The organism is Variovorax trehalosi (assembly GCF_051216415.1).
Lineage (GTDB): Bacteria > Pseudomonadota > Gammaproteobacteria > Burkholderiales > Burkholderiaceae_C > Variovorax.
Genome location: NZ_JBPJZG010000013.1, coordinates 34,194 through 47,446, shown reverse-complemented (window position 1 = coordinate 47,446; position 13,253 = coordinate 34,194). Strand labels below are relative to the sequence as shown.

At 63.9% G+C, this 13,253-nt stretch carries 13 protein-coding genes; 4 read left to right on the top strand and 9 right to left on the bottom strand.

Going from position 1 to position 13,253, the window contains the following annotated elements; all coding sequences use genetic code 11:
- Positions 1-19: 19 nt before the first annotated feature.
- The 3 genes from ACSFA7_RS32295 to ACSFA7_RS32285 all read right to left on the bottom strand — a co-directional run bounded on the left by ACSFA7_RS32295 (position 20) and on the right by ACSFA7_RS32285 (position 3,692).
- Complete coding sequence (locus tag ACSFA7_RS32295; RefSeq protein ID WP_435503136.1) at positions 20-1,003, bottom strand: Bug family tripartite tricarboxylate transporter substrate binding protein; 984 nt, start codon at positions 1,001-1,003, stop codon at positions 20-22.
- On the bottom strand, positions 1,000-2,778 hold the full coding sequence (locus ACSFA7_RS32290) for an FAD-binding protein (RefSeq protein WP_435503193.1): 1,779 nt from the start codon (positions 2,776-2,778) through the stop codon (positions 1,000-1,002). The genes ACSFA7_RS32295 and ACSFA7_RS32290 overlap by 4 nt, the downstream gene beginning before the upstream one ends.
- A 446-nt stretch (positions 2,779-3,224) precedes the next feature.
- On the bottom strand, positions 3,225-3,692 hold the full coding sequence (locus tag ACSFA7_RS32285; RefSeq protein ID WP_435503135.1) for a MarR family winged helix-turn-helix transcriptional regulator: 468 nt from the start codon (positions 3,690-3,692) through the stop codon (positions 3,225-3,227).
- A 246-nt stretch (positions 3,693-3,938) separates the two neighbouring features.
- On the opposite strand from ACSFA7_RS32285, the gene ACSFA7_RS32280 reads away from it, so the two are divergent.
- From ACSFA7_RS32280 to ACSFA7_RS32265, 4 genes are all read left to right on the top strand, one after another.
- Positions 3,939-4,709 carry an SDR family NAD(P)-dependent oxidoreductase gene (locus ACSFA7_RS32280; protein WP_435503134.1) on the top strand — a complete coding sequence of 257 codons (771 nt, stop codon included), beginning with the start codon at positions 3,939-3,941 and terminating at the stop codon, positions 4,707-4,709.
- Between the two features lie 59 nt (positions 4,710-4,768).
- Positions 4,769-5,308, top strand: a complete 540-nt coding sequence (locus tag ACSFA7_RS32275) for a VOC family protein (RefSeq protein ID WP_435503133.1) — start codon at positions 4,769-4,771, stop codon at positions 5,306-5,308.
- A 22-nt stretch (positions 5,309-5,330) separates the two neighbouring features.
- Positions 5,331-5,630 carry a DUF1330 domain-containing protein gene (locus ACSFA7_RS32270; RefSeq protein ID WP_435503132.1) on the top strand — a complete coding sequence of 100 codons (300 nt, stop codon included), beginning with the start codon at positions 5,331-5,333 and terminating at the stop codon, positions 5,628-5,630.
- Positions 5,631-5,870: 240 nt separating this feature from the next.
- Positions 5,871-6,845, top strand: a complete 975-nt coding sequence (locus ACSFA7_RS32265; RefSeq protein WP_435503131.1) for a tripartite tricarboxylate transporter substrate-binding protein — start codon at positions 5,871-5,873, stop codon at positions 6,843-6,845.
- Between the two features lie 562 nt (positions 6,846-7,407).
- Here the strand turns inward: ACSFA7_RS32265 and ACSFA7_RS32260 are convergent.
- The 6 genes from ACSFA7_RS32260 to ACSFA7_RS32235 form a co-directional block, all read right to left on the bottom strand.
- Positions 7,408-8,385 carry a tripartite tricarboxylate transporter substrate binding protein gene (locus tag ACSFA7_RS32260; RefSeq protein WP_435503130.1) on the bottom strand — a complete coding sequence of 326 codons (978 nt, stop codon included), beginning with the start codon at positions 8,383-8,385 and terminating at the stop codon, positions 7,408-7,410.
- Between the two features lie 110 nt (positions 8,386-8,495).
- Positions 8,496-9,506, bottom strand: coding sequence for an amidohydrolase family protein (locus ACSFA7_RS32255; RefSeq protein ID WP_435503129.1), 1,011 nt, complete (start codon positions 9,504-9,506; stop codon positions 8,496-8,498).
- Between the two features lie 122 nt (positions 9,507-9,628).
- Positions 9,629-10,444 carry an enoyl-CoA hydratase/isomerase family protein gene (locus ACSFA7_RS32250; RefSeq protein WP_435503128.1) on the bottom strand — a complete coding sequence of 272 codons (816 nt, stop codon included), beginning with the start codon at positions 10,442-10,444 and terminating at the stop codon, positions 9,629-9,631.
- Positions 10,441-10,908, bottom strand: coding sequence for an acyl-CoA thioesterase (locus tag ACSFA7_RS32245; RefSeq protein ID WP_435503127.1), 468 nt, complete (start codon positions 10,906-10,908; stop codon positions 10,441-10,443). Before ACSFA7_RS32245 ends, ACSFA7_RS32250 begins: the two co-directional genes overlap by 4 nt.
- Before the next feature lie 10 nt (positions 10,909-10,918).
- Complete coding sequence (locus tag ACSFA7_RS32240) at positions 10,919-11,701, bottom strand: citryl-CoA lyase (protein WP_435503126.1); 783 nt, start codon at positions 11,699-11,701, stop codon at positions 10,919-10,921.
- The gene (locus ACSFA7_RS32235) at positions 11,698-13,248 is read right to left on the bottom strand and encodes an AMP-binding protein (protein ID WP_435503125.1); all 1,551 of its coding nucleotides are present in this window, start codon (positions 13,246-13,248) and stop codon (positions 11,698-11,700) included. Before ACSFA7_RS32235 ends, ACSFA7_RS32240 begins: the two co-directional genes overlap by 4 nt.
- Positions 13,249-13,253: the final 5 nt, after the last annotated feature.

Genomic DNA, 13,253 nt, shown 5'->3' with positions numbered 1-13,253 from the left:
GCTGCTTTCGGCCTTCGGTTCATTCCTCGCTGGTGAAGCCAGAGGCTTTGACCAGTGGACCCCAGCGCTCGTACTCGGACTTCACCTCCAGAGCGAAGGTTTGCGGCGACGCGTACGCCGGCGTGAGCCCCAACGTTTTCAACCCTTCGATCACCTTGGGGTTCTGAACCGCGCCATTGATCGCCGCCCCCAATTTGCTGACGACATCGGGCAGTGTCTTCTGCGGTGCGAACACCCCATAGAAGTCTTCGAAGACGAACTTCGGGTAGCCCGACTCGACCATCGTCGGCACGCCGCTGACGGAACGTTGCGCGCCGGATGTCGCAAGCAATCGCATGCGGCCTGACGCCACGCTCGGCATGACGCCCGGAAGTATGTCGACTGACAAAGGAATGTGACCTCCCATCACCGCCTGGTTGAGTGGTGCGGTGCCCTGGAACGGCACGTGTTCCAACGCCAGTCCGAGAACCTTACCCAGTTGCATGCCGACGAAATGGGGGCCGGAGCCAGCGCCCCCGCTTCCGAACTTCACGTTGCCAGGATCGAGCTTGACCCATTTGGCAAAGTCGTTCATGGTTTTCACGCTGGAGGGCACCCCCGGGCCGACCGAGAAGCCGTACTCCGTCGACGCAGCCTTGGCCACCGGGATCAAATCCGTGACCGCATAAGGAAGCTTCTTGTAGATGTGTGGGTACAGTGTGATGGGTGTCGCCGTCGAAACAAGAAACGTCGCTCCATCGGGCGCCGCGTTCCGCACGAATGTGGTTCCGATTCGGCCGCCAGCGCCTGCACGGTTTTCGACAAGGACCGTGCTGGCATAGGCGCCCTGCAGATGCAAGGCGATCAGCCGCGCGACAGCATCCGCAGACCCTCCTGCCGGAAAGGCGGCGACGAGCTTGACGGGTTTCTGCAGTGGCTGCGCGGCCCCTGGCGCGGCCAGCAAGCCCAAACCCGAGGAAACGGAGGATCCAGCGGCAACCTTCAGTACGTCTCTACGATTCATGGTGTCTCCTTTGTGGCTTGAATGGAAGTGGCGCTACGACTGAGAACATGACGAACGGCCTGGTGGGCAAACACCAGTGCCGGGCCCAAGGTGGTCCCAGGGCCGGGATAGGTTCCGTCCATGATCGACGTCATGTCGTTGCCGCAGGCGTACAGGCCGGGTATGGGCTGCTTGCGCTCATCGAGCACCCGGGCGTGTTCGTCTGTCATCAAGCCGGTGCTGCAGGCAATCTCCGACGGCCAGACCGCCATGGCGCAGAACGGCCCTTGTTCGATCGGTGCCAGGCAGGGATTCGGCGAACACGCTGGATCGCCATTGAAGCGATTGAGGGTCGTGCTGCCCTTGTGGAATTCAGGGTCTGCGCCGTCGCGTGCGCCTTCGTTGTAGCGCTCGACGGTCCGCACCAAACCTTCGGCATCCACTCCGATCTTCTTCGCCAGCCCGGCGAGCGTCGCGTCGCGGACGATGTAACCCTCAGCCTCGTGTCGGCCCAGATCCGACGCGCCCGGATAGACGAGGCCCAACCCATACTTGGCGACGAAGTTCTGCTCGCAGATGAGGTAGGCCGGCATCGTCGGCACGCTTCGATGGGACTCGAACATCGCCAGCACGAAGTCGTGGTACGAGACCGCCTCGTTCACGAAGCGTTTGCCCTCGGCATTGACGGCGATGAGCCCCGGCTTGGCCCGGTCGAGCGACAGGTGGGGAAACAAGCCACCCCATGAACTCCCTCGCCATCGCGTCACCGACGAGGGTGTCCAAAATCCGCCGGAACTCCCAGCCACGTCGCCGATCGTGCCACCGGCCATTCGACCCAGGCGCAACCCGTCGCCCTGATTGCTGGGACAAGCCAGCGAGTGAATTGGCACGGGCCGCGACAGGTGCTCCTGACGCAAGGCATTGTCGTGAGCAAGCCCGCCAGTGGCCATGATGACGCCATGACGCGCGCGGATCCGCTGCAGCCGCTCACGCGTCTGAACGGCCACGCCGGTGACCGCCCCGCCCTCCTTCAGGATCTCGACCAACCGCGCCTCGAAAAGGATGGGCACCCGTCGGTCCCGCAGGCTCGCGAACAGTCGCCCAACCAGTGCGTTCCCCATCACGAGCCGGGTGCCGCGGCCATAGCCCCTCGCGCGATCGATCGCATAGCGCATGAGAAGGGCGGCCGAATGCACGAAGTTGCGCGCCGAACGGAACCGCCCGACCAGCCGCGGAATGTCGTCCTTGCCCGCCATCATGCCGCCCAGGACCAGGAACTCCTGGATGGGCGCGCGCACGCGAGCAAAAGCCTCGCCGAGCGTGCGGCCGTCGAACACCTCGGGGGCCATCGCCCTGCCGCTGGTGGCGGCGCCCGGCAGGTCCTGATAGTCCGGGTGCATGTCGCATGGGACAAACTTCACCTGCGAGTTCTGGCGCAGGTACTCGATGACCTTCGGCGCATTCTCAAGGTAGGCGTCGCGCAGACCATCCCTGTCATTGGAGCCGACCAAGGCCCCGAGATATCGACGCGCTGCCTCGACGGTGTCGCCGAGGCCGGCTTCCTGGCCCTGGACGTTTCCGGGGATCCACACGGTGCCTGCGGACGTGGCCGCGGTGCCACCCACTTGCGCACTGGCCTCGCAAAGAAGGACGTCGAGACCCTCGATGGCCGCGATGAGGGCGGCGGCCATGCCGCCTGCGCCGGCGCCCACCACGACGAGATCGACCTCGCGATCCCAGTCCGCTCGAGGGTGGGTCGCCGGGCGATCCGGAAAAGTAGTAAGTACACTTCGCATATTCATGAGTGTACTTATCGAAATGAGAAGGCTTACTGGGGAATACCCGCGTGCTGCGCTGCAAGGGGCGTCCGGCGATGCCTTGTTTGGCGTCTTGGAGGTGTTGGCAGTTGCCATCGCCCATCAGGGCCATGCATGGCGAACCGATCGACATGCAGCGGCGTCGCCTGTCGGTGCGCATCTCGGCGGTGACTCGGGAATCGGGAGGCTTGCGACGGCCGTACCGCGTCGTGGTTCACGCGGCGACGTTCATCGTTTCGTCCATAGGCCCATGGATCCACCCGCAGCACCACGGATGGAGATCGCTCAAGCCTGAGCGCGTTCGGTCGCGTGGAGCGACGCGTGGCTTGGGAGCGCTATGCAGGCACGTTGGCTGCGCCGCAACAGTGGATGGAGCCTGTCAAGCCAACACGCGATCGCGAATCAGCTCATACAAGGCCCCTGCTTCACTCGATGCGCAACGGCGCGCGGCTGGAATCGTTGTTGAGGTTTACGAGCTTCGCCAGCAGGCGCATGAACACCGCCCGCTCCTTCGGGTCGAGCGAGTCCAGCAAGCGATGCTGAACTGTTTCGACATCATCGCGCAGCGCCACGAGGAGCGCGCGGCCTTCATCTGTCAGGCTGACCAGCCGACGCCTCTTGTCCTCGTCGTGCACCCGCCTCGCGATCCATCCCTTCTTTTCGACCCTCTCCAGGGTGGATCCCGACGTGGAAGCGTCCAGGGCGAGGCGCTGCGCCAAGGTGATCTGGTCCAGTTCGCCCTGGGACTCCAGCACGGCAAGAACACCAAACTGGATCGGCGTGATGACGCCGCCGGTTTGATCGAGAAAGAGTGAGACCAGAATCTGCTGGGCGCGGCGAATCAAATGCCCTGGTGCACTGTAGATGTCGAAGATCGGCTGGGAGGACGTCATTTAAATGAGTATACCAAGCAGTTGCATTCGACTGGCCTCGGGGCGGCGCGACGATTCGAGTGGTCTACCAAGGAGATTCAGCTTACTTCTCTTCGGGAATACCCCAGTTCAAGCCCGGCGATCAATAAGTACACTCATCATAATGCACCGTGTACTCACGAAATAGTGATTTCACCACCGAGACGAACGAGGCTCGATCAGGGAGCGCGGGCTCGGTGTCCCACCATCTTGAACAAGGAGACAGTGATGAGCAAGGTTCTGGCCGGCAAGGCCGTACTCAACGTCGGAGGCGCCCGAAGCATCGGCGCCGCGGAAGCCAGGCTGTTCGCGTCGGAAGGGGCCTCAGTCCTGGTGGCCGACATCCTGGACGAGCGTGGAAAGCAGTTGGTCGAAGAGATCGTCGCCGCAGGCGGGGAAGCCAGGTACGTCCGACTGGATGCCAGACGAGAGAAGGATTGGGAGCATGCCGTGGCCGAACTTCTCGCCTGGCGCGGCACGATCGACGTCCTGGTCAACAACGTCGGGATCAACGATCGAAACGACATCATGAGCACGTCGCTGGAAGACTGGAACAACACGTTCGAGACCAATTCCACCTCCATGTTTCTCGGCATCAAGGCAGTGGTGCCGACCATGCGAAAGGCACGACGCGGATCGATCATCAACATCGGCTCGACGTCCAGCGTGACAGGAACCCCTTTCGCCGCCTATTGCGCCAGCAAGTGGGCCATGCGGGGCATCGGCAAAGTGGCAGCGAGGGAGTTCGCCGCTGACGGTATCCGTGTCAACACGCTGTGCCCCGGATTCATCCTGAATGAATTCAACGAGACGCAACCCTACGTCGACGCACTGAGAGACAGCGTTCCCATGAAAAGAGCGGGAAGCTCGGACGAGGTTGCTCACCTTGCGCTCTATTTCGCCTCGGATGTGTCGAGCTACGTCACCGGACAGGATGTCGTCATCGACGGTGCATTGAGCATGCCCAGCTACGTGCTCAGCACCTTTGCAGCCAAGTAGCAACGACAGTCCAGCCACGCCTGCCCGGCAATCCGCCGCATGGGCGGGCTGTCAGGCACTTGAATCCGAACGACATCAACCCGCAAACTTTAGGAGATGAAGAAATGATGCGCTTCCACCACATGGGTGTTTTCGTGAGCGACATGGAGAAGGCACTGAAACTCTATGTCGATCTCTTGGGCTTCACGGTGTCTCACCGCGCCACCATCCCGGACGGACCTGCGGACGATCCCAACACCCGGGTGTCGCCCAAACTGCTGGACGACATCTTCGGCGTGGAAGGCGCCCGATCGAAAATGGTGCTGCTGACCTCGCCGGACGGCGCGATGATCGAACTGCAGCAGTGCGAGGTTCCCAAGATTCAAAAGACGCCGCCTGAGATGCTGCGCTATGCACACACCGGGTTCCATGAACTGGGCTTTCAGGTGACGGACATCGACACCTGGTTCGAGAAGGTGAAAGCGGCGGGCTATGAGCCCAACACCTCCTACGTCTGGCGCTGGGCCAAGACCGGAAAATCATTCCTCTTCTACGACGACGACGGCAACATGATCCAGTTCTGCGAACAGCAGGGCGGTCCTTCCTGGCAGGCTTCCTGAACTCAGACTCCGGGGAGCTTTCATGACTGCCTACCTGGTCGTTCGCACGATCTCGATTTCTGATCCGATCCGCTATGAAGAGTATCGGAGGGTTGCGGCGCCCATCGTCGCGCGATACGGCGGCCAGTACGTCGTGCGCGGAAGTGTCGAGAAGACGCTTGAAGGTGAGCACGAGGCACAGCGCATGACTGTCATCCAGTTTCAGGATGAGGCGCAGCTTCTTCGCTTCTGGAACTCCAGCGAGTACACGCAAGCACGGAAGATCCGCCTGGCTGCGGGCGATCTTCAGGTTGGATACGTTCCGGGCTTCGACGGTCAGTGAGATCGCCAGTTCGCGTCGGCCGGGCTCGGGCGCTTGGCCGTTGGCTCCAACGTGGCGCTACGTTCCAGACCTTCCCTGCCCGGGGTCGAGCGACGGGTGCACGCTTCTGAATCGGCTATCGCTGGATGCGTGACCCCATCGCCGCAATACCGCATCTGGCATGCCATCTTCACAACCCAGTCGGTCGAATCGTGAGAGGCACTCATCTCCATTCGGTGCTGACCTTGACAAGAAAAAATCATGAAACGGAGACTTCTTCTCAAGGGTGGTGCAGCAACCACCGCACTCTCCTTCTGGGCCGCGCCCGCAACGGCGCAACCTTCGCAGAAAGCTGTCAAGCTGGTCGCTGCGTTCCCTGCCGGCGGATCTGCAGATGCAGTTGCGCGCGTACTCGCAATGTCTCTCCAGGACAGCTACGCCAGTACCGTGATCGTCGAGAACCGGGTCGGCGCGGGGGGCCGCATCGGCACTGCGTCGGTCCGCAACGCTGCTCCCGACGGCACGACACTTCTCGTGTCGGCTGGCAGTCCAATCACGCTCTATCCGCACATCTACAAGAAGCTGCCCTATGGCACGCAGGATTTCGCGCCCGTCGCAAAAGTGGCATCGATGGCCTTCGGCCTTGCGGTCGGCCCTGCGGTGCCGCCAAGCGTCATCTCGCTGCATGACTACAGACACTGGGTCAAACTCGACCCCGCAAACGCTAGATTTGGCACCGGCGCAGCGGGCTCCGCAGCCCACTTCGTCGGCCTTCAACTCGCCAAGCTGCTCGACCTTCCACTCGAGCACATTCCATTCAACGGTACCGCACCACTGAATCAGGCGTTGATGGGAGCTCACCTGCCGCTGTCGATCGACGCGTTGCCAGGCATCCTGCCAAGCGTTCAAGGCGGCCGCATGCGGCTATTGGTCACGACGGGAGAACAGCGGTCCGTGCCGGGCGTTGCCACGGTCGCGGAGTCCGGCTTTCCGAAGTTCATCGTGGAGGACTTCTTTGGGGTCTTTGCACCGCAGCGGACGTCGGCTGAAATGATCAACAGGGCTGCCGCATCGATACAGGTGGCCTTGCAAAACCCACGGTCAATTGAGTCTTTGAAGACATTGAGCCTCGTCCCTGCCTTCAAGCCGGCGCAAGCGTTTGCGTTGGAGGTTGTGGCCCAGCATGATGGATGGGGACCGGCGGTCAAAGCCTCCGGCTTTTCAGCCGAGGAATGATTCGCGGTGCATTCGTCGTGTTCTTGAGCGGAAAGCACACGAGGCAGGTTGCAAGGCGTCGTACGCTTGCGATCGCCGCGGTCGGGTGTCAGCGCGCCGGTCGTGGCGTGGGCCGAGCGCTCGACCAAAGCAGGTCTCGAGCACCAGCTCCGCCCGAGATCGACGAGGCGCTGGTCGAGGCCGGGTTCAAGGGAAACTCGGGGCGCCGGCGCTGAGCACCCTGGTGCGTCGGGTCTCCGTGCTCTGGATGGCGCACCACGTCTCCAAGCAGCCCACTCCCAATCCGTGTGTCGAGCCTGCAGCGAAGGCGCTGCTGAGCAAGACCCGGAAAGCCTGCGCGAAGCGCCTTCCATTCGGTCGAAAGGCGTGCACTCAGGCCGCGGGCGAAGATATGTCGATCGGGCCGCCCGCGCGCAGGGCACGATGGTCCTGACCGGTATTTTGGGAAGCCGCGCTTGGGCAATGGCGGCGAAAGACGCGCAGACGGCGACCATGGCTCCGCGGAGACGGTTGGTTTTCGCGGCGAGACTCCAGTTCTTGCGGACGATGAAAGAAAGCCGTCTCACTCGGCCCGGATGCCGGCCGAACGGATGATGTCCCCGTACTCCCTGGTGTTGTTCTGCAGGAAGGCGCCGAAGTCCTTTTGGCTGCTGCCGACCGCGTCGACGCCCATCGTGTAGAGACGAGCTTTTACCTCGGGTTGCTGGAGCACCTTGATCACGTCGCGGTTGATCTCGGCGAGCACGGCTGGCGGCGTGTCGGCTTTGGCGATAAGACCGAACCAGGAGGTCGAAATGAAGCCCGGCACACCACCCTCGGCAAAGGTCTGAACTTCCGGAAGCGTCGCAGCGCGGGTTGCGCTGGCCGACGCAATCGCCCGAATCTTTCCGCTGGGTAGGAACTGGAGAACCTGCTGCGTGTCGCAGAACATCGCGTCAACCTGGCCACTCATGAGATCCGAGATGGCCGGTACCGCGCCCTTGTAGGGCACGTGGATCATGTCAACGCCGGTTGCGTGCTTGAAACGTTCGAAGCCCAGGTGACCCGAGGTTCCGTTGCCGAAGGATGCGTAGGTACCAGCGCCCTTCTTCGCTTTGGCCCACGCGATGAACTCCTTCAGGTTCCTGGCAGGCACCGATGGGTTGACGATGAGGATGTGCGGATTCGTCGCGAGCAGCGCAACGGGGGCGAAATCCCTCGCGCTGTCGTATGGCAGCTTGGACAGCAGGAAGGGATTGATCGTGAAGTTCGAGGCAGACACCAGCAAGGTGTGCCCATCGCCCGGCGAGTTGGCGATCATCTGCGTCGCGACGACCGCGCTGCCTCCCGGCCTGTTCTCCACCACGGCCGGGGTCTGCCAGACCAGCGCGAGCTTCTCGGCCAGGATGCGCGACAGGGTGTCGCCGGTTCCGCCGGGCGCGTAAGGCGCAACGATCTTCACGGGCCGGGGTGATGGAAAGGCCGCAGGCTGCGCGGCGGCGGTCGCCACGCAACCGGCGGTGAAAAGCAAAACGAGAACGTACCTGTATATCTTGTTCATGATGACCTCGCAAAAATGAATGGGATGGGGTTTGTCTCGTCCGGTGCGTGTGCCGGTCACTGGTGATCCATTGGCAGGGGCCGCGGCGCGCGGCCCGGGCTTGCGCGTGTTCAGCGGCCCGCGTCCGCCAGCAGTCGAAGCGCGTTGCCGCGGTAGATCTTTTCGCGGTCTGCTTCGGGCAGGCTGTCGACCACCGGCACCGAACGCTTGCCCTCGGGGTCGCCGATGTCGAAGGGATAGTCGGAACCGAACACCACGCGCTCCGAACCCATGGTCTGGATGGTGAAACGGTTGCCGTCCTCGCTCAGCGCGCAGGTGTCGTAGTACAGACGATCAAGGTAGGCACTCGGCCGTTGGCTGATGTGCTGGCGGAAGTACGGATCGGCCTCCCAGCCTGTGGCGTCGTATGCGGAATCCAGGCGGCCGCGCAAGAAGACCAGATTGCCGCCGCCATGCGCAAGCACGAGTTTGAGGCGTGGATGGCGCTCCAACAGGCCATTGAAGATCATGCGGGTGACTGCCAGCGTGGTTTCAAAGGGCCAGCCGACGAGCACGTGCAATCCATACATGCCGAATCGTTCGGACGTCACCGCCGATGTCGGATGCATGAAGATGATCAACCCCAATTTCTCGATCAATGCGAACAACGGTGCGAATTCCGGCCCGTCGAGCGGACGGCCTCCAGCCGAACTCGGCATCATCACGCCGCGCACGCCGTAGTCGTCCACTGCGCGCTGCAGTTCCTGCACTGCGACCTCCGGCTCGCCCAGCGCAAGCACCGACAGCATTTCCATGCGGCCCTCGGCGTCCTTGACGATGTCGCTACCGGCCTTGTTGAGAGCCCGGACCAGTTCGCTTCCCGCAGCGCCGCCGGGCCATGCCAGCATGAACGGCGGTGGCGCGAAAAACTGCAATGCCACGCCTCGACGTTCCAGGCTTTTGAGCCGACCCGGAAGGTCATGCAAATTGGTGTCGATCGAACTCTTGCGGTCATCGCCCTGGCGGCGGATGACCCAATAGCCATCGTCGCCGTGTTCGGCGCGAAGACCGGCCACCGGCGTCTTGGCAAGGTCGTGGAGGAAACGCTCTCCGAGAGCGTGTGCATGCAGGTCAATGATCATGGGAAGCTCCGTCAGCGATATAACGAAAACGATTTCGAAAAAGATTGAGAACGGGGAGAAAAGAGGTCGAGATGCTCAGGCGTGAAGGGTTGCGTGCATGGAAGAACCGTGCCCGCTGTCCGTCAGGGCGCGGTCAGCGGTTGCGGCTGTGCATCGCGTGCACCCGTGTCGTCAGCCCAGAAGCGCTCGAATGACGGCGCGCGCCGTTCCGTGAAAGAGTCCAGCCCTTCTTGCCATTCGCTGGGAGGGACGTCGAGCGGGGAGCGGAGCACGCGCGCCCAGTCGATCGCCGCATGCCCGTGGAAGTTGGACTTGGCTGCGCGTATCGCGCCCGGCGGCGCATGGTCCACCACTTGTGCAGCCAGCGCCAGCGCGTGTGGCAACACCTCGCCCCCCGCCACGACACGATTGACGAGCCCCATGGCGAGAGCCTCCGGTGCGGCGACGCGTCGTCGCGTCAGCACCATCTCGAGCGCGCGACGCGTGCCCACCATGCGCTGCAAGAGGGCAAGCCCGGTGTTCGGGATCACGCCGTGGCCCAGTTCGGGCAGGGCGAACCACGCATCTTCGGCGGCGACGACAAGATCGCAACTCAAGGCGAGTTCCAGCCCACCGCCCAGCGCGAGGCCCTGAATCGCTGCAATGACGGGACAAGGCATCTCGCTCAGCCGCTGGAACAACAGCGCCGGATCTTCGGACGGATCCTTGCCCTCCATCCATCCGTTGCGCAGATCGTCGATGTTGGCGCCGGCGCAGAACGCGGGCCCCTGCGCCGTGATGACGATCGCCCGCGCGCCGCTTTGGACACTGTGCGCGAGCGCGTCGAAAAGGCCCCGGACGATGTCTCGCGACAGTGCGTTCCGGCGAGCCGGGTCGTTGAGGGTGAGTACGGCGACATGACCACGGCGCTCGCACAGCACCTTGCCTTCGGCGGTCATGAGTCGCCCCCTCCGTGCGCGTTGGCCAACAGGTACCGGCGCAGCTCGGCACCCACCGGATGCGATCGGCGCAAGCCGGGATGGAGCAGAACGCAGGTCGCCTCGGCCGACGCCAGGCAGGTGTCGCTTCCGTCCATGAACAGCCCCTGGCGAACGCGCAACGACGTGTTGCCCACCGCCAGCACCGTGCTGCCAATGTCGACCCGACCGGGGAAATAGACCTCGTGCCGGAATTCGATCAGCAGCCGAACCACGGCGAGGTTCGCGCCGTCCATCAGCGGCCGGACCGCTGCGGGCGCGAAGATCTCCATGCGCGCAGCCTCGAGCAGCGTCGAGATGATGGCGTTGTTCACATGCCGGAACTGATCGGTGTCGGCGTTGCGCAGCTTCTCCTGCGTCCAGAACCGAAGTTCGTCGCGCCGGGGCGGCACGGTGCGTTGCGGCGAGTGGGCGGCATCGGACATCCTCAAGCTCCTACAAAGCTGCTGGATGCATGTGCGCAGTGGCTTCATGCTCGATGCGCAGGTACAACTCGTCCGCCATGGGCTGGCGCATCTCCTCCAGGATGTGCCCGACGAGGCCGACCGCGCGCGCCGAAACGGCCAGGCCACGGCAGATCCTCCAGGGAATGCCCATCTCGGAGGCGACGGCCGCCATCGCGCCTGTCACGTTCACCGGCAGGGGCCGTTGGGCCTGCCGCGTGGCTTCGGCACCGAGGGCCTCCATCAGGCGCACATAGGGGCCGTCATACCCGGTTTCCCTGGCGACTTTGAACAGCGCCGGCGTGCGGGGATCGATCGGCTTGTGAAAGGGGTGGCCAATGCCGGGCAGGATTTCCTTTCGCGCGCGGTAGCCGGTCACAATCTCGCGTGCCTGCAACTCCGCGTCGCCGGCCTGCGCCGCGTCGGGGATCGATTCCTGCAGCAGGCGGGCCGCGTTGTCGAGCGATCCCACGAACACCGAGCCCAGGCCCAGCAGGCCTGCCGCCACGGCGGCCTGCACCGATTCCGGCGCGCCGCAATAGGTCATGCGCGTGGCAAGGGATGAGGGCGTGATGCCGTGCTCGACCAGGATCACCATCATCGCGTTGAACATGCGCAGTTCGCGCACGTCGGGAAGCCGGGCGAACAACTGGAGGAATGCCATCTGGCCGAAGTCGACCTTGCCCACGATCTCCTCGCACAAGTCCAAGCCATGGACCACCACCTGGGTCGGACTGGCCCACGCGATGTTGGATCTCACTTCAGTGCGTTTCATGCGCTTGCTTTCGAAAGTGCCGAGCCGGGCTCGGCGGGTTGGACATACTCGGCGGCCATCTCGCGCAAGACGTTCTTGAGAATCTTCACGCCGTTGGGTCCGCTCGCCTGGGGAAACTCGTCGAGGGCCACGATGCGCCGTGGCACCTTGAAGCCGGCGATCCCGGCCCTGCAATACGCGAGCAACTCGGACTCGCTCGCGGGCTGCTGCGCCGCGCGCACGAAGGCCACGGCCACGTCGCCTTCGCCGGGCTGCAGAACGCCCACCACCTGCGCTGCCAGCACGCCAGGGTGCTGGCAGAGGAGGTCTTCGATCTCGGTCGGGTCGACCAGATAGCCCTTGAGGCGAAGGCTGTCCTTGAGCCTGGCCAGGTAGCAAAAGGTATCGCCCTCCGCCACAGCGAGATCGCCGGTCTTGAACCACCCGTCGGCCGTGAATGCCACCGCGGTTGCCGACGGGTTGTTGAGATAGCCGGTCATCACGTTGTAGCCCCGCAGCTGCAATTCGCCCTGCTCGCCTTGCGTCTTCGGCACATCGCTGACCGGATCTGCGATGCGGAATCCGATCGCGTCGGAGATCGGACGACCACCGGGCCGGCCGCGCTCGTCGGCAGCGCCAGCCGGATCACGGATGGCGGTCATGGCGAAGCACTCGGACATGCCGTACAACCCGCCCAGGCGAAGGCCCCAGTCGTCCCATGCCTGCGCAATCACCTGATGGCCGAGCCCGGCGAACTCGGCAAAACCACCGCGCCGCCATGTGGCGAGCGAGCGGCCCTTGGCGTTGAGCACCATGTCGAACATGCCGTCGGAGCCGAAGAAGTGGGTGACCCGGTGGCGCTCGATCGCCGCTGCGGCCCCATCGGCCTGGAAGACCGTCAGGAAGACGCAGGCCGCGCCCGAGGCCAGCGCGGCGAAGGCCTTGACGAAGCCGAGCACGCCGTACAGGGGCAATGCGCACAGCATCACGTCGCCCGGCTGGACGTCGTTGACCCGGCCTGCGTTGCGTGCATGGGTGGCGATGCCGTGCTGCGTGTGCACAGCCAACTTGGGATGACCGGTGGTTCCCGAAGTGCTGAAGGTGCAGAGCGGATCGGCGTCCTGTCCCGGCCACTCCGGGTGGGCCGCGAGATCGCGCCACTGGAAGCCCGCGTCGGCCGGCACGTCGACCACGTGTTCGAGCACAGGCTCCGCCGCCTGGATGGCGCGGGCCGTCGCGAGGTAGTCGAAGCGGAGGAACGCCGTCGGGACCACCAGCACACGTGCGCGGGCGGTCGCCACCACATGCCGCGCCTCGGACAGCTTGAGCCGCGTACTCACCGGCACCACCAGCACGCCCAGTTGCGCCGCGCCGAACAGCAACTGCAACCAGACTGCACCGTCCGGCATCCAAACGGCGAGCGTGTCACCGCGGCGCAGGCCGAGCTGGTGCAGAAAGGTCGCCGCCTGCAGGCCGGCGCGCTGGAGCTCCGCCCGCGTCGCGGTGTGATCGCCTGCATGGAATGCGGGCAAAGCCTCGTCGTGGACATGCAGCAGGTCGAAAGCCATGACGT

Coding starts and splice junctions, on each gene's coding strand:
- ACSFA7_RS32295 (WP_435503136.1), bottom strand. CDS start 1,003: ATGAATCGTAGAGACGTACTGAAGGTTGCCGCTGGATCCTCCGTTTCC.
- ACSFA7_RS32290 (WP_435503193.1), bottom strand. CDS start 2,778: ATGCGAAGTGTACTTACTACTTTTCCGGATCGCCCGGCGACCCACCCT.
- ACSFA7_RS32285 (WP_435503135.1), bottom strand. CDS start 3,692: ATGACGTCCTCCCAGCCGATCTTCGACATCTACAGTGCACCAGGGCAT.
- ACSFA7_RS32280 (WP_435503134.1), top strand. CDS start 3,939: ATGAGCAAGGTTCTGGCCGGCAAGGCCGTACTCAACGTCGGAGGCGCC.
- ACSFA7_RS32270 (WP_435503132.1), top strand. CDS start 5,331: ATGACTGCCTACCTGGTCGTTCGCACGATCTCGATTTCTGATCCGATC.
- ACSFA7_RS32265 (WP_435503131.1), top strand. CDS start 5,871: ATGAAACGGAGACTTCTTCTCAAGGGTGGTGCAGCAACCACCGCACTC.
- ACSFA7_RS32260 (WP_435503130.1), bottom strand. CDS start 8,385: ATGAACAAGATATACAGGTACGTTCTCGTTTTGCTTTTCACCGCCGGT.
- ACSFA7_RS32255 (WP_435503129.1), bottom strand. CDS start 9,506: ATGATCATTGACCTGCATGCACACGCTCTCGGAGAGCGTTTCCTCCAC.
- ACSFA7_RS32250 (WP_435503128.1), bottom strand. CDS start 10,444: ATGACCGCCGAAGGCAAGGTGCTGTGCGAGCGCCGTGGTCATGTCGCC.
- ACSFA7_RS32245 (WP_435503127.1), bottom strand. CDS start 10,908: ATGTCCGATGCCGCCCACTCGCCGCAACGCACCGTGCCGCCCCGGCGC.
- ACSFA7_RS32240 (WP_435503126.1), bottom strand. CDS start 11,701: ATGAAACGCACTGAAGTGAGATCCAACATCGCGTGGGCCAGTCCGACC.
- ACSFA7_RS32235 (WP_435503125.1), bottom strand. CDS start 13,248: ATGGCTTTCGACCTGCTGCATGTCCACGACGAGGCTTTGCCCGCATTC.